Below are 17700 nucleotides of genomic sequence, written 5' to 3' on the forward strand. Positions count from 1 at the left end.
GCGATGTGGTCCTGCGGAGCGGACGCGGACCGCAGCCGTCTTGCGCACCGAGTGGCCGTACGCTGCGCGAATGACCCAGCATGTGCGGGCGGTCTCATCTGGGACGAGCCTGCTTCCCGTCAACCTCATCCTTGGCGTGGCCATGGTGGTCCTGCTGGCGGTGGCCGTGGCGGTCTGCCATTTCGGCCGCCTTGGGCATACCCGTGCTGTTCTGTCCGCTGGGTTGCGCGCAGCCGTCCAGCTCGCCGCCGTCTCGCTGATCATCGGCGCGGTCGTCCGGTACATATCGCTTGTCGCCCTGTTCGTGATGCTGATGTACGCGGTCGCGGTGCGCACCAGCGGCCGCCGGCTCACCAAGGGTCCGACGTGGTGGTGGGCGGCCGTGCCCATCGGCGCGGGCGTCGCCCCCGTCCTGGTCCTTCTGCTGGTCACCGGCCTGCTGCCGCCCAGGGGCATCAGCGTGATCCCCATCGCCGGCATCCTCATCGGCGGCGCGCTCACCGCCACCTATCTGTCCGGCCGGCGCGCCCTGGACGAGCTGGCCCAGCGTTTCGGCGAGGTCGAGGCCGCGCTGTCACTCGGCCTGGCCGACCGTGAGGCGCGCCTGCTCATCGCCCGGGACAAGGCCGCCACCGCGCTCGTGCCCGCGATCGACCAGACGCGCACCGTCGGCCTGGTCACCCTGCCCGGCGCGTTCGTCGGGATGATGCTCGGCGGCGCGTCCCCCGTCGCCGCCGGGGCGGTCCAGCTGTTCGTCCTGATCGCGCTGCTGGCCATCGAGTCGATCGCCGCCTTTCTCACCCTCGAACTGGTGGCACGCGGCATCGTCGTCGACGCCCCATGACGCTTGTGATGGACGTATGAGGATTCGTTGTCGGGGGGTGTCAAAAAAGGGCGGGCGAATGTGTTCGATCGGTGAGTGGTCGTTGATGCGAGCGGGGCTTACTGTGGCGCGACTTCGCCTTCACGGGCCTGTCGGTATTTCACAGGAGGGACCCGCTGTGGACTCCCAGTTCGCCGCGGTGCGGCGCGGCCTTGGCGCCATGCTGCTGACGGGGACGGCCTTGAGCGCCGTCCCCGCAGGAACGGCTCACGCCGCCCCACCCGCCGCAGATCGTGTGACCGTCACCGCGGCCGGGTCACCGGCCTACTCCCTGACGGGTGAGCTGTCCTCGGGAGCCATCGCCGTCCTGGACAATGTCGCGTCCTACGAGACCAACAAGATCCAGGGGGCGGGGACGCTTCCGGGCGCCGAAGGCGGTACCGCGAACGTTTCCTTCGACATCGTTCGCGAAGGCTTCGGGATGAAGGGGACGTTCACCCTCAAGGATCCCGGCGCGGGTGTGGAGGTGTCCGCGAACGTCAGCGGCCAGGTCGCGGTTCCCGGTGAGGCCACGGTGAAGTGGGAGGGGAGCGGGACCGTCCGGCGCGGCGGCGCGGCGTCCGGCCGGCGGGTCTCGTTCACGGTCGAGGACCGCCGTCCCGACCCGGGCGACCACGCCGTTCGCATCACCCACGCCGGACAGGCCAGGAACGCCATCCTCCGGCTGCCCGACGGCTACGACGGTTCTCCGCGTCCGGTGCTGTTCCATTTCCCCGGGCTGTTCGAGACGCCGGGCGCCGCCGAGTTCTTCGGCCGCATGGCCGACTACGCGCAGAGCCGCGGCTTCATCATGATCACCCCCGAGCACTACGGCGTGGGCTGGCAGGGCGTCCCGGCCGGGACGCCGAGCCCGGACGTCGACGATCCCGGCTTCGTCAGGCGGCTGCAGGACATCCTGGTCGAGCGGTTCAACGCCGACCCCGGGCGCCTGTACGCGTCCGGCATGAGCAACGGCGGCTTCTTCACCAGCAAGATGGCCTGCGACAACGATCGGTTCGCCGCTTTCGTACCGGTGTCCGGCCAGCTCAGCGACCCCGGTGCCTGCCGTCCCGGACGCCATGTTCCGATCGTCCTGATCCACGGGGACGGCGACCCCCTCGTCCCCTACGCGACGGTCCAGCCCGCGCTCGACTTCTGGACGCGCAACAACGGCTGCGGCACCAGGACCGTCCCGACGAACCTGCCCGACACCGCTCCCGACGACAACACCACCGTCGTCCGCCATGACCATCCCGACTGCCCGGCGGACGGCCCCGTCACGCTCTACCAGATCAAGGGCGGCGGTCATAACTGGCCCGGCGGGACGCCCTTCCTCGGCCCGTTCCTCGGCGGCACCACCTACGATATCGACGCCAACGCCGTGATCTGGGACTTCGTCTCCCGCTACCGCCTCCCCTGAGCACCGTCAGCAGAACACCTTGCCCGCGAAGGCGTAGAGCTTGTCGGCCGGGGGCGGTGAGGAGCCGAGGTTGACCGACAGGTTCATCTGCCGCCCGTCGTCGGAGCGGAGCGCGTAGGTGGTGTAGCCGAGGAGCTGACCGCTGTGCCCGATCATGCGCTTGCCGCAGGGCAGCGCGTACTCCTGGAGCCCGAGCCCGTAGGCGAACCCGGCGCCGGTGGGCCGCACGGCGCGCATCGCGGCGAGCGTCGAGGGCGACAGCAGCCGCCCGCCGAGCAGCCCGTCGAGGAACCGGCCGAGGTCACGGGTGGTGGAGATCATCTCGCCCGCCGCCCAGTCGAGGGAGGGGTTCATGCGCGTGGCGTCCACGGTCCGCCCGTCCGGCAGCAGTGCGTAGCCGTGCGCGTGCGGGCGGGGAACCCCGGGCCGGTCGCCGGGAACGATCGTCTGAGTCAGCCGGAGTGGACGCAGCACACGCCGTCCCACCTCCTCCCCGTAAGGCCGCCCGGTCAGCCGCTCGATCAACTTCCCCACGACCACGTAGTTGGTGTTGGAGTATCTCCAGGTGACGTCCGGGGAATTCTGGGCGGGGGTGCGGAACGCCTGAGCGAGGAGCCGGTCGGGCTTGTAACTGCGGAACCGCTGCGCCCCGCGCCAGCGGTTGGTGGACCAGCCCGGATCGCCCATGTAGTCGCGAAGCAGGCTGGTGTGCTGGAGGATCTGCCGCACCGTGATGCGCTCGCCGTCCGGGACGACGCCGGGCAGGTGCTCGGCCACAGGGTCGTCGAGCCGCAGCCGCCCCTCGTCGACGAGCTGCAGCAGGACGGTCGCCGCGAACGTCTTGGTGACGCTGCCGATCCGGAAGTACCCGGCCGGATCGGCCGGCCGTCCCGTCCGGACGTCGGACGTGCCCGCCGCGCCGGACCACTCTCCACCGCCGGCGGTTCGCACCCGGAGCAGGACGGCCGTGGCCCCCTTGGTTCTCACCAGATCGTTCAACATCTCCTGGAAGCCGTCCTGGGACGAACGGGTTCGGTTCGACTGTGGCTGCGCCGTACGCGCGTCGGGAGCGGAGGACGACCGTGGCCGCCGCGGAAACCGCCGCCGCACCGGACACCGCGAACGCCGTCCATCGCGAAAATTTGATCATGGTTGGACGCTACGGAGCCGGGTCCTCGACGCCCATGCGGAGGGCCACCCAGCCCACCTGCGGAAAACCGCACTGCTGCCCTGCGGGTCTGTCTCGAAGGCTCCTTCTTCTCCCCGCGCCCCAATGCCCGAACCGTGACTCGCGCAATGCCGGAGATGTGCCGTCAGGGCTTGCGGCCGATCCCGCCGATGGCCCAGATCGACCGCCGGGCCGTTTCCGGTTCGGCGGTGTGGGGCCGCCACTGGTGCAGCGGAACCAAGCCGGGAGGCAGCAGGTCCAAGCCCCGCATCAGTTCCTCGACCTCTGCCGCGGTGCGCAGGTTCGAGCGCGTCGTCGCCCCTCGGACTGTCTTGTTCCCCTGGAACAGCGCGGCGAGTCGGGCGGTCGTTTCGGGGGCGGGATCACTGATGGCGTGCGTCAGCAGCAGGTGACTGCCCGGCGGGACCCGCGCCAGAAGTCCCTGGACGATGTGGTCGGCGATGTCGTCTTCGGGAATCACCGCCAGCACCGAATGCAGGATGAGCCCGACCGGCTCGTCCGGGTCGATCGTCGACGTGATGACCGGGTCGTCCATCAGTGCGTCGGGGTCGCGGGCGTCGGCCTGCAGGATCCGGGATGGCCCGCCCATCCCGAACACTGATGCGGCGTGCGCCGCCACGACGGGATCGTTGTCCACGCAGATCAGCCGACAGCCCGGCGCGATCTCCTGGAGGATCTGATGGACACTGCCCTGTGTGGGCAGCCCGCAACCCACGTCGATGAACTGCCGCATGCCTTCGGTGACGAGCGCATCCACCGCGCGGCGCAGGAACCGACGCGACTCCACGGCGGCGACTCTGAGATCGGGTGCGATCCGCAGCGCCTGTTCGGCCGCCTCACGGTCGACGGCGAAATGGTCCTTGCCGCCGGTGAGGTAATCAAGAATGCGCGCCTCATTGGGTATCTCAGGGCGAAAACCAGCGAGTTCGTCGGACCAGGGTGAGGACACCGTCCGAAGGTAGCGCTCACCCGGAGTCCAGGTGGCTGATATCAGGGATCGGTTGTGGGCATCCGCGAGAACTTTCAAGATCCCTGGAGCTGGTTGCGGCTACGAGCAGGTGGTCGTCCCAGGCCGTGAGGCCGCCCCAGCATCACCGGCAAGGCCCGGCTATCGCCTGTCGCATCCATCCGCCGGTGATTGCAATGTTGCGGCGGGCGCACGATCAGTCGTTCGGTTGCATCGTCCACTGCACCGCAGCCTGGTCGGTGCCGGGTTGCCGAGTATGCCGTTCGAGGTGCGTCAGCAGGAGGGTCATCGGGAGACCGAGACCGCTCGCCACGTGATCGAGCAAGGCGGCCTGGATGCTTTCCAGTGTCAGAGCCGGATCGTCCGCGCACAGCGCGGCGGCCCTTTCCGCATGTGGAGGAGCGTGACCTCGCTCGTCGCGTGCCGGCATCAGGTCGTGGGTGTGCAGCAGCAGCCGATCATTGTGACGGAGCGGCACGGTCGTGGTCTCGCACCACTGGTCGCCGAAGTCGAGCAGGGTCAGCGGCGGATAGCAGGGCAGAGCTTCGAGTGAAAGTACTCCGCCCTCCCTTATCAGCAGGGGTCGCGGGTTCCCGCAGCACACTATTTCGGCGGTGTCCTCGCGGAGGGTGAGCAGCACGGCGGTGACGAATTCGTCGTCCTGGAGCATCGGTGCGAGGACCGAGTGCATCCGCTCGGCCAACCCCGGCAGGGTCGACTCGTTGGAAGCCAGTTGCCGGAAGTTGCCGAGCGCGGCGGCCGCCGCCTCCTGGGCCGACTCGCCTGTACCCAGCACGTTTCCGATCAGGATCCTGGTGCCGAAAGGCGTGGGGAGGATGGCGTGGAAATCGCCCTTGGTCTGGGGCGCCGCCGGAAGTCGGCAACTCTGTGTGCGCACTGTCCCACCGTGCTGCGCAAAGGTCATGGTCGCCGTTGGCGTTCGGTAGTACTTCCGGAGGAAGTCCAAGAGGATCTCGGGGGTGAACTCCGGTGTGGCGCTGTCCACGCACAGTCGTTCTATCGTGCTGAGGTAGCTTTCGGTCTCCTCGGGCTTGTCCAGATACAGCGCGCCGGTGAGGTTCTCCAGGTAGACCACGTCCGGCACCTCGGGCTCGGGGAAGCGCAGGAGGGTGAACGCACCGCCCTCCGCGACGTGGCCCCCGAAACGGAACGGCATGATCTGAATCGTGGTGTTCGGTCGGGCGCACATGGCGATGAGGTGCTCGAGTTGGCCCCGCATCGTCTCGGGACCTCCGAGCGGCCGACGCAGCGCCGTCTCATCGATGACGGCCCACAGCCGGGGGGCGTCGGGCCCGGAGAGCCGTTTCTGGCGGCGCAGACGCAGTTCGACACGGTGCTCGATCTCGGTCTGGGACGCGTTCGGATTTCCGAGCCGAATGACCGCGCGGGCATAGTCGGGGGTCTGCAGCAGACCGGGGACGAATTGAATCTCATACGTCCGGATGAGCGACGTCGATTCTTCGAGGCCCACATAGGTCTGGAACCAGTTGGGCAGGACGTCGTGGTACCGGTGCCACCATCCCGGCGTGTTGGCCTCGCGTGCCTTTTCCAGGATCGTGTCCCGCTCGACCTCGTCGGCGACACCGTAAAGGGTGAGCAGATCGGCCACGTCCCGTTCCTTGAAGCTCACCCGGCCGAGCTCCAATCGGCTGATCTTCGACTCCGAGCTTCGGATGCGGTCACCGGCCTCGTGGCGGCTCAGCCCGGACGCCTCCCGCAGGCGGCGCAGCTGTGCGCCGAGGATGATGCGAAGCACCGTCGGACTCGAGCCTGGGCGCTCAACGGTCACCTCCCACCTCCGAAGGCATGTGCAGCGGCATGCGTGCTCCTCGCGCGTTGGATCGGATCCCGCTCAAGGGACGAGGTCGTCGGGTCCGGTGGGCGGGCGCGGGCGCGCGGTGGCGGCGCGCCAGAGCACCTCTGGCAGGAACAGGGACTGGGGTGGGGCGGTGAGCGCCAACACGTCGATGAATCGGTCGCATACTCTCGGGTCGACGTTCGCGAGGGACTGGACCCGGTCCACGTAGCGGTTGAGGATCCTGGTCCGCACGCCGGCCGCGGCGCCTCTGGTGGTGTCGTACCGGAGGTCCTCCCCCGTGGCCACCAGCCACGGGCCGGTGGCGTTCTTGATCACCTTGCGGTGGAAGCGCCGCGCCAGCCTGTCGAGGTCCCCGTCCGCCCGCAGGCAGGCGTCCAGTGTGAGCGCGGACTTCGCCGCGACGGTCATTCCCTGGCCGTAGAGCGGGTTGAAGGCGCACAGTGCGTCGCCCGCGACCAGGAATCGCCTCGGCCATGCCGGCATCCGCTCGTAGTGACGGCGGAGATTGGCGGTGCGCCGGTAGCTGACGATGGAGGTGAGCGGCTCGGCGTCACGGATCGCCTCGTAGAGCACCGGGCTGCGCAGACTCTTGGCGAACTCCAGAAAGCCCTCGTCCTCGTTGGGCGGATAGTCCTCCCCGACGCCGAAGAGGCTGACGATCCACCGGCCGCCCTCCTGGGGGAAGAGCGCGCCGGTGCGCGTGCCGTGCGGGGGGTCGGCCTGGAGGTAGAGCGCCTTCCAGCCGGGGTCGAAACCAGAGGGAATGGCGTAGGTGCGGCTGGCATATCCCAGCAGTGGGTCGATCAGGGTCTGCCGGACGGCCGGGTAGCCGAGCCGCTCCAGCCACGCGGGAGTCTTCGAGGAGCGCCCGGTGGCGTCGACGACCAGATCCGCGGTGAGGGGCTCGCCCGATCCGGTCGTCCCGCGCTCCCGCACCTCGACTCCGGTGACGGCCCCGGCGTCGGCCAGCAGCCCGGTCACCTCATGGCCGGCGAGCACCCGGAGGTTCTGGGTCTTGGCCAGCCGCGCGCGCACGGTCCAGTCGAGGAGATCCCGGCTGAACGTCAGCAGGCGGGCCGATGCGAACCTGCGTCGCCATCCGGCGGAGGTCAGCCACAGCATGTCGGCGGGCACCCGGACCTCGGGCACGTCCGCGGCGCGCAGCTCGTCCTCCAGCCCGGGGAACAGCTGCTCGGCGATCTCCAGCCCCCGGCTCCAGAGCACGTGCAGATGGCGGGCCTGCCCCAGACCCGGACGGGATTCGAGGGTCTCCGCGAAACGGTCACGCTCGATCAAGGTGACCCGGGAGAAGTGGTCGGCGAGGATTCTGGCCGACAGCAGCCCCATCAGGCTGCCGCCGATGACGACGGCATGCTCACGGGGCTGCGTCATGATCTTCTCCTCGCGGGTGCGGAACAGGCGCTTGTACGGGGGTTTCAGCGACGGCGATCAGAGGCCTCCGCGAGCGGGAGGAAACCTGGGCGCTCACCCATCGCGAAAGCGACGGCTTGGTCGAGATCGAGTTCCGTCCCCTGCACGAAGAACTGTCGGTATGCCTCGTCGCCCAGAGCTCGCCGGGCAAGCGCCTCCCCTTCGCAGTGCGGGGCGTTGAAATACGCAGAACCGAACAGCGGGAGCCCTACCGTCCGCCAGATCTGTTCGGCCGCCCCCTGCAGGGCGGCGGCGTCCCGGGGACGGCCGCCCGCCGCGTGGAACAGGGCGAGCAGCTCGATGCCCAGCACCGCGCACACCAGATCATGGAAAGTGCGGCTGATGTCCACGCATTTCCGGGCGAGGACGGTCGCGTCCTGGACCCGTCCCTCGGTCCAGGCCGCGAAGGCCAGAACGTAGAGCGCGTAGGCCCTGACCCACCGTTCGCCGCGCTCCTCACAGATCGCGCGAACCGCTTCGCACAGCTCGACGGCGAAGGGGAGGTCACCTTGGAACGCGACCGTCATGGCGTACTCGGCGCGCGCCATGATCACGCTGGTGTTCAGCTCCCCGAGGGAGTCATAGGCGGCGAGCGCGTCCTTGAACAGAGTGGCCGCTGTCGCGTGGTCATCGGTCACCAGCGCGACGCAGCCCAGCCGATGGACCGCATTGGCCGCCGCGATCGGGTCACCCGTCCGCAGGGCCTCTGCCCGACCGGCCTCCAGCAGCGCGGTCGCGGCGTCGGTGTCGCCCTGCTTGATGGCGATGTAGCCGTTCACCCAGAGGGCTTTGGCCCGTGCCCGGGTCGGGTCGGTGTCGAGGGCGAGTGCCCGATCCAGCCAGTACCGGCCTTCGGCGAGGAAGCCGCATCCCACCCAGTAGAAGCACAGCGCGCCGGCCATCAGCAGGCCGGTTTGCGCCTGACCGGGGGTGGTGAGGCAGTAGTCGAGCGCTGCGCTCACATTCGCGTGCTCACGGAGCAGACGCTTGAAGATCTCCTTCTGGTCGGCGCCGAACCACTCCAGCTCGCACTGCTGGACCAGACTCAGGTACCAGTCGCGGTGCCGCCCGCGGAACTTCTGCTGCTCGCCCAGCTCACCGAGCCATTTCGAGCCGTACTCACGCAAGGTGTCCAGTAGCCGGTACCGGACGCCCTCGCCGTCTCCGACCCGCGAGAGGATCGACTTGTCGACCAGACCCGCCAGCGTCACCGAGACGCGGTCTGCGGGCAGCACACCGTCGCCGCACACGTGCTCGACGGCGCGCTGATCGAAGTCCCCGGCGAAGACCGACAGCCGGGCCCACAGCAGCCGCTCCTGGCGCGTGCACAGCTCATGACTCCAGCCGACCGTCGTACGCAGCGCGTCGTGCCGCGACACGTCCTTGGACATATCCGCGGTTCCGTCCACCAGCATCTCGAACCGGTCGTCCAGCCGGTCCGACAACTGCTCCAGGGAGAGCCGCCGCAGCTGGCCGGCGGCGAGTTCCAGGGCCAGCGGAAGCCCCTCCAGGCGACGGCACAGCCGGGCGACGGTGCGCCAGTTGTCATCGCCGACGGCGAAGCCTCCCGTGGCCGATGCGGCACGCTCCTCGAACAGGGTGACCGCCGGGGGCCGTGCCACCGTGTCCGCCGGCGCCGCTTCCGGATCCGCCGTCTCCAGTGGCGCGAGTTTCAGCACCCGCTCACCGCTGACGCCGAGGGCCTGGCGGCTCGTGGCCAGCAGGTGCAATCCGGGTGCCGCCCTCAGCAGGACCTCGGCCACACCCGCACAGGCGTCCCTGAGATGCTCGCACGTGTCCAACACCAGCAGCAGCCGTTTCCCGGACAGGTGATCGGCCAGGACGTCGAGCTGCGGACGCGCGGTCTGGTCGACGACCCGCAGAGCGCGGGCGATCGCATGGCCCACGAGGGACCCGTCCCGCAGACCCGACAGGGGCACCGCCCACGCGCCGTCATGGAACCCGTGCTCCAGGTCCCGCGCGGCCTCCAGCGCGACCCGCGTCTTGCCGACGCCGCCCACACCGGTCACCGTCACCATCCGTCCGGCGCCGAATAACCGCCTGAGCTCCGTGAGCTCGGCATGCCGTCCGACGAGAGCGGCGCTTTGAGGGACGAGATTGCCCCTCCGCAGCACATCAGCCCCAGCCACGATCGCCCCATTCCCCCCGTGCCGTCACGATGACGCACCACCTTACCCAAACGGCCTGCGCCAATAGGGCATTTTCGGAAATCGGCAGCCGATCAGGAAAAATCAGAACTGGTCAGCTGTTTTGAGGCTGGGCAAGGTGAAGTTCAGGCGGTAGAGGGCAGCTGGTACGGCGTCCGAGATCGTGATCGGCGTTAAGGTGGCGGTCCATAATGCAGGTCAGCCGCCCGATGATCGTGATGTGCGACGATCAACAATCCTGGGGCGGCTGCCGCCGCCATGGTAGGGGTCAGCGCCGCCGGTTGTTGCCTGAATGACCTGATGGCCTTGATGCCCCATCACCCACCTGCCGGTGAATCGGGCTGAAGCCCGGCACACCTCGGAAAACCACGACGGAGATACGCACAGTCATCGATCCGAAGGGACGTTTCGCCAAACCCACGTGACCGAGGCAAGATCCGTGCCCCAGATTCGCCCACTCGCCGGGCCGTCCCGCCCATTTTGTCACCGATCCAGTCGGACGACGCGCAGCGATGGTGGTGGGCGTTCGCCTGCGCAGGCCGAACTGTGGCTCAGCCGCTTCCCGACTTGGACCAGCAGGTCCGAAGAAATCGGAGCCTGCCCGCGAACGTCCGGGGCCGACGCGCGCGATCAGAGCCGCCCAGTCCCCGGGACGTGCACCACAGGCCGGGGGCGGGACAGCGCTGGGCCCGCGGTCAGCGTGACGGGGGCGGCTCGCCGGGCAGCCAGTCGCGGGCCGGGTCGTACTCCAGCCAGCGGTGCCGCCGCCCGTGCTCGGCGAACCCGCGGAGCAGCGCGGGGATCATCGGATGCGGGGACTGCCGGGGCCACACCAGCGACCAGGCGTAAAGCGGCGTCGGACCGACGACGGGGATCGCGCGGATCCTCGGGTCGTCGGGCAGCGGGGCGTCGGCCGGGAACAGCGTGATCCGTCCCGGCTCGGCCAGCAGGTCGGCCAGCAGGTGCTCCACCCCGAGGTTCGCGCCGCCGGAGCCGACGCGTACGCCGAACTCGTCGCAGAACCGCTTGATGAAGTCGAGCCGGTCGACGTCCGCGGGGAACCGCAGGTCGCGTCCGGCGAGGTCGGACGGGCGGACGGCGGACCGCGAAGCGAGCGGATGCCCGGCGCCGACGAGCACGTCCACCGGTTCGAGCCGGACGAGACGGTGCGCCAGGCCGTCCGGCAGCGGCGGGTGCACGCGTCCGAACGCGGCGTCGACGTCGCCGCGCAGCAGTGCCGCGACCGCCGCCGGAAGATCGCGGCTCATACCGAGTTCGACCTTCAGGTCCGGCCGCTCGTCGATGACCGGGCCGACCGTCCTCACCGGTCCGTAGAGGTGGCCCCAGACGTCGAGCCGCAGCGGGCGGGCGGCGGCGTGGACCGCGGCCACGGCGGCCTCCGCGGTGCGCAGCGCCTCCCGGGCCGGCTCCAGGAAACGGCGTCCCGCCTCCGTGAGCTCGACGTTCCCGCGTGTGAGCAGCGCGGCTCCGAGCGCCGCCTCCAGCCGGGCCAGCCGCTTGGACACCGCCTGCTGGCTGATCGCCAGTCCCCCGGCCGCCCGCCCGAAGTGCAGGTGGTCGGCGACGGCGACGAACGCGCGCACCTGGCCGAGGTCGAGCTCCATGCCTCCCATCGTCGCCGACAACCAACGGTTGTCAATCCGGCCCGTCGGCTGTTGGAACGGGCCCCCGGTCTCCCGGTTTCATGCGTGCCATGAGAGCACTTCTCCCCGAGGCGGGATCCGTCGTGTTCGGCGAGGTGGACGAGCCCGTCCCCCGTCCGGACGAAGCGCTGGTGAAGGTCGCCGCGTTCTCGGTGAACCGCGGCGAGACGTTCCAGCTGGAATCGGACCGGCCCGGCTGGCGTCCCGGCAAGGACATCGCGGGACTGGTCGTCCAGGCCGCCGCCGACGGGTCGGGACCCGCCGCCGGCCGCCCGATCGTCGGGCATCCGCCGTCGGCGGGGTGGGCGGAGTACGTCGCCGTCCCCACCGCATCGCTCGCCGAGATCCCCGATCCCGTGCCCCTGCGGGCGGCCGCCGCACTGCCGCTGGCCGGGCTCACCGCGCTGCGGCTGCTGCGCGCGTCCGGGACCACCGCCGGGACGCGCGTCCTGCTGACCGGCGCCTCCGGCGGGGTCGGCCACTACTTCGTCGAACTGGCGGCGGCCGCGGGCGCCGAGGTCACCGCGGTCACGGCCGCCCCGGAGCGCGGCCGGCGCCTGTCCGAGCTGGGCGCGGCGGTCGTCCACGGCGTTCGGGACGCGGTCGGCCCCTTCGACGTCGTACTGGAGTCGACGGGCGGGGACGACCTTCCGCTCGCGCTGGCACGCGTGGCGCCCGGCGGCACGCTCATCTGGTTCGGACAGGCGAGCCGCCGGCCGGTCACGCTGGACTTCTTCGGCTTCTTCGACGGCCCCGAAGGCGCCACGATCAGGCATTTCCACTACGCGAAGGCCCCCTACGGCGAGGATCTCGCCACCCTCGTCCGGCTGACCGCCACCGGGCGCCTGCACCCGGAGCTCGGCCGCGTCGCCGACTGGAGCGAGACCGCCGCCGTCCTCACCGAACTACGCGAGCGCCGCGTCCGCGGCAACGCCGTCCTCACCCTGGAGCAGAACCGATGACCGCCTTCCTCGACGAACCCGTCGCCCCCTTCGCCGCCGCCAACCGGTCGCGCGCCATCGCCGCCGGTATCGACCCGTACCAGTACGACGCGGTCACCAGCGACCTGACCGCCCTGCACGAGTGGACGGACGCTTTCGCGCGGACCGGCGAGGAGCATCTGGCCCGGGCCGGAAAGGCCCGGCTCCCGAGGTCGGCGGGCGAGGCGTACCGGGACGCCGCGCTGTGGTTCCACTTCGCGACCGTCCTTCCGAACCCGGACCTCGCCGCGCACGGCCGCGCGGCCGCCGCGTCCGCGAGTGCCCTGCGCCGCTCGCTCGCCCGCCTCGCCCCGGACGCCGCGCACCTTTCCGGGCCGGACTTCACCGGCGTCCTCCGGCGCCCGGCCGCGGACGCCCCCCTGGTCGTCCTGGTGCCGGGGATGAACTCCGGCAAGGTCGAGTTCATGCCGATCGCCGAGGCCCTGCTCTCGCGCGGTCTCGGCGTCCTCGCCATCGACGGGCCGGGGCAGGGCGAACTCGCCGTCCGCGGCACCTGGGAGGCGGACTACCACCGGGTGGTGCGGCAGGCCCTGGACGCCGTGGACGGCCTGCCCGCCGGCATCGGCCTGCTCGGGCTCAGCATGGGCGGGTTCCTCGCGTCCGTCGCCGCGGAGAAGGAGCCGCGGATCCGCGCGGTCGTCTCTGTCAGCGGGCCCACGGCCATCACCTGGGACGAGCTTCCGCCGTATGTGACGGAGTCGTTCGTCCTGCGCACGGGTGGGGAGGACGCCGCGCGCCTTTTCGCCGGCCGGGTCACCGCGCCCCGGGTCCCGCAGCCGCTCCGCGTCCTGGACGGCGGACTGGACGTCATCCCGGGCGTCGCCAACGGCGAAGAGCTGGCCGCGCGCGCGGCCGACGGCGAGTACACGCTGATCCCCGAGGGCGGCCACCTCCTGGAGAACCGCCGCTGGGCATGGCTGCCCGACACGCTCGACTGGCTGGCCGCCCGGCTCAGCCACGACCCGGCGTCGGTGGTCACCCGCTACGTCGAGGCGGTCGCGAACGGCGACCTGGACACCATCAGCGCGAGCTTCGCCGACGAGGCCACCTGGACCTACCCCGGTGACCTGCCGCTGACCGGCACCTGGCGGGGCCGGGACGCGATCATCGGCGACTTCCTCGGCGACGCCGGAAAGCTCTTCCGGCCCGGGGGCGAGCCCAGGGTCGTCCTCACCAATGTGGTCGCCGACGGCGACCAGGTCGTGGCCGAATGGACGTCCCGGGGAACGGCCCGCAACGGCAGCGCCTACGACAACGCCTGCCTCGGCGTCTTCACGGTGCGGGACGGCCGGATCACATCCGTCCGGGAGTACACCGACACCCAGCATGTCGAGCGCACTCTGTTCGGCTCTTGACCTGCGGACGTCGCGAGGGCGGCGGTCTTCGTTCAGCATCACGAACAGGGCGACGAGAACGGTGGGGAGGCTGTGCCTCCCCACCGCGGTTGCGGGCCGGTTGAGCCCGCGTCTTGGCCCGGACGGCGCGGTTCACACGCCGTCCGGCAGGCACCGCCGAACCCCCTGGGGAGTCCGGCGGTCATCTATCGGCGGATCACCGCTTCGTGAGCCCGGCCCGTTCCGCGACCGGCGTGAGGACGCCGGTCAGCAGGGCGGCGGCCTTGGTGTTGCCGCCTTGGGCCAGCGGCCACAGGGCGGCGGCGACCTCCAGCGACTGGCTGTCGGCCGTACGGGCCGCGCCGTCGGCGGGCACCGCTGCCTTGGCGAGTCGACGCGACCCCCTCAGCCGGCCGAGGTCCCGGCGGCCGAGCCACCGGAGCAGCGGCTCGTCCAGGTCGGTGGTGTTGGCCACGATGGCGACCACGATGATCAGCACGCCGGTGGCCACGAACCACCCGGGAGTCTCCCCGAGCAGCAGCAGCCCGATCGGCAGGCTCATGATCGGCTCACCGCTGGACAGGACGCCGAACTTCTCCTTGCCCAGGTAGCCGATGGAGCGCGCCTCCAGTACCGGAGCCACGCACGCCGTGCACAGACCGGTCAGCATGGCCAGCATGAGGACCCGGGGCTGGAACCAGTCCAGGCCCCCCACGACCAGCCAGCAGGCCGCACCTGGGATGGTGAGCAGGCCGGCCAGGGCCAACCCGATCGTCTCGGCTCCCCGGTCCTCCAGCTTCTCCACCGCACTGACGTTCACGGCGAAGCAGACCGCTGCCACGGCCGCGAAGGCGTAACCGAGCCAGTCGATGCGGGACTCCTCCTGCAGCGACATGACCCACAGCCCCACGCCGGCCAGGACGGGCCAGAGCACCGCGACGTAGCGGGCCTTGCGGAGCGTGCCCCAGACGGCCACCCCCAGCGGGCCGCAGAACGCGATCGCGATCACTGTCGCGAAGCTGCCGATCCGCTGGGTCGCACCGACCAGAAGCGGCAGATAGAAGACCCCGGAGACAGCCAGGCACCCGATCGGCCACCGAACCGACCCGGCCGAGGCTCGCACCCGCTGGATCTCTTCAGCGGCGCTGCCACCGCGCGACCGCACCGACAGACCGATCTTGACGACGGCGTATCCCGCGAGGAACAGCCCGCCGAAGACGGCCCCGAGCGCACCGGGCGCGAAGGGGAACTGATCTTCGGCACCCAGCGCGGAGAAGGCGTCTCCGGCAACGCAGAACAGCAGCCCGAGGAGGCCGACGGCGACCCCTCGAAGCGCGCCGTCTCCACCTACCCTCATATTGGACATGGCCCATGACCTCTCGTTTGTCTCTTCACCGGCAAGCCGGCGGCAGGCAGCGTCTGCCCGCAGGAGAGACCGTGTCCCCACAAGCGAAAACGACAACTGTTATCGCCATCACACCCATCCGGCTCCGAGAGATCGGACCGTTCGAATGATCTTGACGTGAGGAGGACGTGCCGGGCGGGTAAGAGCCGGTGAGAGCACCGGCGAGCGGCCCGCGCCGGGCGGCGTTGGTGCGGCCATCTGCGCGGCGAGCACTGCGCATCTGCCCGTGGTGAGGGCGTCCGGCCCGTCGACGGCGCGCGTCCACCGGGTCCAGGGACGGAAGGTTGGTCATGGTCGCGCACTCCACCGAATTCGATCCGACTCGCGTCGCACACCTGAACGGGACCTTCGCGCCCGTCAGCGAGGAGGTGGACGAGGCCGAACTGCAGGTCGAAGGCGAACTGCCCGCCGATCTGGACGGGGTCTACCTGCGCAACGGCCCCAACCCGCGGTTCACGCCGATCGGCTCGTACCTGTTTCCCATCGACGGCGACGGGATGGTGCACGGCGTGTGGATGAGCCAAGGGAAGGCCCGCTACCGCAACCGTTTCGTGCGCACTCCCGCTCTGCGGGCGGAGGAGGCCGCGGGGCGTGCGTTGTGGGGCGGAATCGAGTCGATGATCATCCCTGGGGCGGAGGAGGTCGGGCCTGCGCTCGCGCAGACGTTCAAGGAGCTGCCGGACATCAACATCGTTCGGCACGGCGGACGTCTGCTGGCCCTCGCCGAGTCCGACTGCCCTTACCGGATGAGCCCGGAGCTGGAGACCCTCGGCAGGGAGACCTTCGGCGACGGCCTGCCCGCCGGGATCACCGCCCACCCCAAGGTCGACCCGCGGACCGGGCAGATGGCGGTCTTCTGCTACGCGCTGGAGGAACCGTTCCTCACCTGGTCACTGCTCGGTGCGGACGGGAGCCTCGACCGGGGCCCCACGGCGGTGGAGGGTCCGGAGGAGCCGGTGATGATCCACGACATGGCTCTCACCGGCCGCTACCTGGTCCTGGTCCTCGCGCCCGCCTTCCTGGATCTGGCGGCGGCGTTGCAGGGTGGTTCGTTCCTGGACTGGCGCCCCGAGCGCGGCACCCGGATCGCGCTGATCCCGCGCGACGGCGGGCCCGTGCGGTGGGCTCGCGACACCGCGTTCTGGGTCTGGCATACCGTCAACGCCTACGACACCCCCGACGGACAGGTCGTCCTGGACTACGTCCAGTGGCCCGGCCCTGGGCTGGGTCCGCGCCCGGCCGCTCCCGGCGGAGCCCCGCACGGGCTCGCCCGCGCCGTTCTGGACCCGGACGCCGGCTCCATCCGCCGCCGGCTGCTCGACGACGTGCGCGTGGAATTCCCCCGGGTGGACGACCGGGTCCTGGCCGGCCCGCACCACCGGATCGCCACCGCGGCCGGAAGCGGGCGGACGCCGGACCTGCTGCCCGGCGAGTACGACGCGCTGCGCTGGTACGAGGTGAGCAGCGACGACGTGGTGGCCGAGACCTGGAACGCGGGCGCCCTCTCGGTCGGCGAGCCCGTCTTCGCCCCCGTCCCCGGAACGACGGACGCCGGCGACGGCTACTGGCTCACCTTCGCCACCGACCGCACCGACCTCACCAGCTGGCTCCTCGTCCTGCCCGGCCAGAACCCGGCCGACGGGCCGGTCGCCCGGGTCCGCATCCCCGTGCGCGTGCCCCTGGGGCTGCACGGCGCCTGGCTGCCCACACAGAACTAGCGACCGGGAGTGAGCCGATGACCGTCGACCCGCCGCGTCCCCGGCGGCTCAACTCGAGATCATTCCCATGACCAGGTTGACCGTGGCGGCCAGGATCACCGTTCCGAAGACGTAGGACAGCAGCGTGTGGCGCAGCACCACCGAACGGATCACCGTGCTCGATACGTCGGTGTCCGACACCTGGTAGGTCATTCCGAGGTTGTAGCTGAAATAAAGGAAATCACGGTAGGCGGGCTGCTCGTCGCTGTTGAAGTCGATCCCCCCGGACGGCTCGCCGTAGTACAGGTGCGCGTAGCGGATGGCGTACAGCTGGTGCAGCATCGCCCAGCTCATGAAGACGCCGAACAGGCCGATCGCGGCGGCGCCGTTGCGGGTGGCGGAACTCCCGATCGCCAGCAGCACCGCGACCCCGGCCAGGCTGGCGACCGCGACCGTCACGATGAGCGACTCGGCCATGAGCGGCTGGAAGTCCTCCCGGCGCGCGTTGCGCCGTGTGTCCTCGGCGGTCATCGGCCACAGCAGCGCCACACCTGTCGTGACGAACACCGCGATCGCGACGGCGATCCCCGAGAGCACTCCCAGCGGCACGCTCGCCAGCACGCCGACCAGCACGCACACCAGGATCCCGGCGGTCACCGACGCTGTCCGCCGAGCACGCGGCGACGAAGGAATACCGTGCATCACCGCCACTGCGCCTCTCG

At 70.4% G+C, this 17700-nt stretch carries 13 protein-coding genes and 1 pseudogene; 5 read left to right on the plus strand and 9 right to left on the minus strand.

From position 1 onward, the window contains the following. Positions 1 to 70 precede the first annotated feature (70 nt). Positions 71 to 844, plus strand: coding sequence for an ABC transporter permease (locus BJ999_RS25135; RefSeq protein WP_179835569.1), 774 nt, complete (start codon positions 71 to 73; stop codon positions 842 to 844). A gap of 157 nt (positions 845 to 1001) precedes the next feature. After that, the gene (locus BJ999_RS25140) at positions 1002 to 2282 is read left to right on the plus strand and encodes a CE1 family esterase (protein WP_179835570.1); all 1281 of its coding nucleotides are present in this window, start codon (positions 1002 to 1004) and stop codon (positions 2280 to 2282) included. A 6-nt stretch (positions 2283 to 2288) separates the two neighbouring features. Here the strand turns inward: BJ999_RS25140 and BJ999_RS25145 are convergent, their stop codons facing one another. The 7 genes and pseudogenes from BJ999_RS25145 to BJ999_RS25170 all read right to left on the minus strand — a co-directional run bounded on the left by BJ999_RS25145 (position 2289) and on the right by BJ999_RS25170 (position 11502). After that, positions 2289 to 3269 (minus strand): serine hydrolase domain-containing protein, encoded by a 981-nt coding sequence (locus BJ999_RS25145; protein WP_338070783.1) that lies wholly within the window; start codon positions 3267 to 3269, stop codon positions 2289 to 2291. Between the two features lie 326 nt (positions 3270 to 3595). Further along, the gene (locus BJ999_RS25150) at positions 3596 to 4420 is read right to left on the minus strand and encodes an SAM-dependent methyltransferase (protein ID WP_179835572.1); all 825 of its coding nucleotides are present in this window, start codon (positions 4418 to 4420) and stop codon (positions 3596 to 3598) included. 214 nt (positions 4421 to 4634) lie between these two features. Beyond that, positions 4635 to 5363, minus strand: coding sequence for a SpoIIE family protein phosphatase (locus tag BJ999_RS44065; protein WP_229810379.1), 729 nt, complete (start codon positions 5361 to 5363; stop codon positions 4635 to 4637). Positions 5364 to 5387: 24 nt separating this feature from the next. Then, positions 5388 to 6203: pseudogene (locus tag BJ999_RS44070) on the minus strand (helix-turn-helix domain-containing protein); the annotation flags it as partial. Positions 6204 to 6311: 108 nt separating this feature from the next. Then, the gene (locus BJ999_RS25160; RefSeq protein WP_179835574.1) at positions 6312 to 7670 is read right to left on the minus strand and encodes an FAD-dependent oxidoreductase; all 1359 of its coding nucleotides are present in this window, start codon (positions 7668 to 7670) and stop codon (positions 6312 to 6314) included. A gap of 44 nt (positions 7671 to 7714) precedes the next feature. Continuing rightward, positions 7715 to 9859, minus strand: coding sequence for an ATP-binding protein (locus tag BJ999_RS25165; protein WP_179835575.1), 2145 nt, complete (start codon positions 9857 to 9859; stop codon positions 7715 to 7717). Between the two features lie 713 nt (positions 9860 to 10572). Beyond that, positions 10573 to 11502, minus strand: coding sequence for a LysR family transcriptional regulator (locus BJ999_RS25170; RefSeq protein ID WP_179835576.1), 930 nt, complete (start codon positions 11500 to 11502; stop codon positions 10573 to 10575). Positions 11503 to 11591: 89 nt separating this feature from the next. On the opposite strand from BJ999_RS25170, the gene BJ999_RS25175 reads away from it, so the two are divergent. After that, positions 11592 to 12503, plus strand: coding sequence for a zinc-binding dehydrogenase (locus tag BJ999_RS25175; protein ID WP_179835577.1), 912 nt, complete (start codon positions 11592 to 11594; stop codon positions 12501 to 12503). Continuing rightward, entirely contained in the window at positions 12500 to 13897 is a 1398-nt protein-coding gene (locus tag BJ999_RS25180) for an alpha/beta fold hydrolase (protein WP_218935215.1), read from the plus strand. The genes BJ999_RS25175 and BJ999_RS25180 overlap by 4 nt, the downstream gene beginning before the upstream one ends. Before the next feature lie 196 nt (positions 13898 to 14093). Here BJ999_RS25180 and BJ999_RS25190 read toward each other — a convergent pair whose 3' ends face one another. After that, the gene (locus tag BJ999_RS25190) at positions 14094 to 15233 is read right to left on the minus strand and encodes an EamA family transporter (protein WP_179835578.1); all 1140 of its coding nucleotides are present in this window, start codon (positions 15231 to 15233) and stop codon (positions 14094 to 14096) included. 338 nt (positions 15234 to 15571) lie between these two features. Here BJ999_RS25190 and BJ999_RS25195 point away from each other — a divergent pair, with 338 nt between their 5' ends. Further along, the gene (locus BJ999_RS25195) at positions 15572 to 16999 is read left to right on the plus strand and encodes a carotenoid oxygenase family protein (protein ID WP_179835579.1); all 1428 of its coding nucleotides are present in this window, start codon (positions 15572 to 15574) and stop codon (positions 16997 to 16999) included. Positions 17000 to 17047: 48 nt separating this feature from the next. Here BJ999_RS25195 and BJ999_RS25200 read toward each other — a convergent pair whose 3' ends face one another. Continuing rightward, positions 17048 to 17635 carry a DUF1345 domain-containing protein gene (locus tag BJ999_RS25200; protein ID WP_218935216.1) on the minus strand — a complete coding sequence of 196 codons (588 nt, stop codon included), beginning with the start codon at positions 17633 to 17635 and terminating at the stop codon, positions 17048 to 17050. Positions 17636 to 17700: the final 65 nt, after the last annotated feature.

It is taken from the genome of Actinomadura citrea, from assembly GCF_013409045.1.
Taxonomy (GTDB): Bacteria; Actinomycetota; Actinomycetes; order Streptosporangiales; family Streptosporangiaceae; genus Spirillospora; species Spirillospora citrea.

What these genes read in the sequence shown, in the direction of transcription:
- BJ999_RS44065 (WP_229810379.1), bottom strand. Translation starts at nt 5,363, where the DNA reads ATGACCTTTGCGCAGCACGGTGGGACAGTGCGCACACAGAGTTGCCGA.
- BJ999_RS25175 (WP_179835577.1), top strand. Translation starts at nt 11,592, where the DNA reads ATGAGAGCACTTCTCCCCGAGGCGGGATCCGTCGTGTTCGGCGAGGTG.
- BJ999_RS25195 (WP_179835579.1), top strand. Translation starts at nt 15,572, where the DNA reads ATGGTCGCGCACTCCACCGAATTCGATCCGACTCGCGTCGCACACCTG.
- BJ999_RS25180 (WP_218935215.1), top strand. Translation starts at nt 12,500, where the DNA reads ATGACCGCCTTCCTCGACGAACCCGTCGCCCCCTTCGCCGCCGCCAAC.
- BJ999_RS25190 (WP_179835578.1), bottom strand. Translation starts at nt 15,233, where the DNA reads ATGAGGGTAGGTGGAGACGGCGCGCTTCGAGGGGTCGCCGTCGGCCTC.
- BJ999_RS25160 (WP_179835574.1), bottom strand. Translation starts at nt 7,670, where the DNA reads ATGACGCAGCCCCGTGAGCATGCCGTCGTCATCGGCGGCAGCCTGATG.
- BJ999_RS25170 (WP_179835576.1), bottom strand. Translation starts at nt 11,502, where the DNA reads ATGGAGCTCGACCTCGGCCAGGTGCGCGCGTTCGTCGCCGTCGCCGAC.
- BJ999_RS25135 (WP_179835569.1), top strand. Translation starts at nt 71, where the DNA reads ATGACCCAGCATGTGCGGGCGGTCTCATCTGGGACGAGCCTGCTTCCC.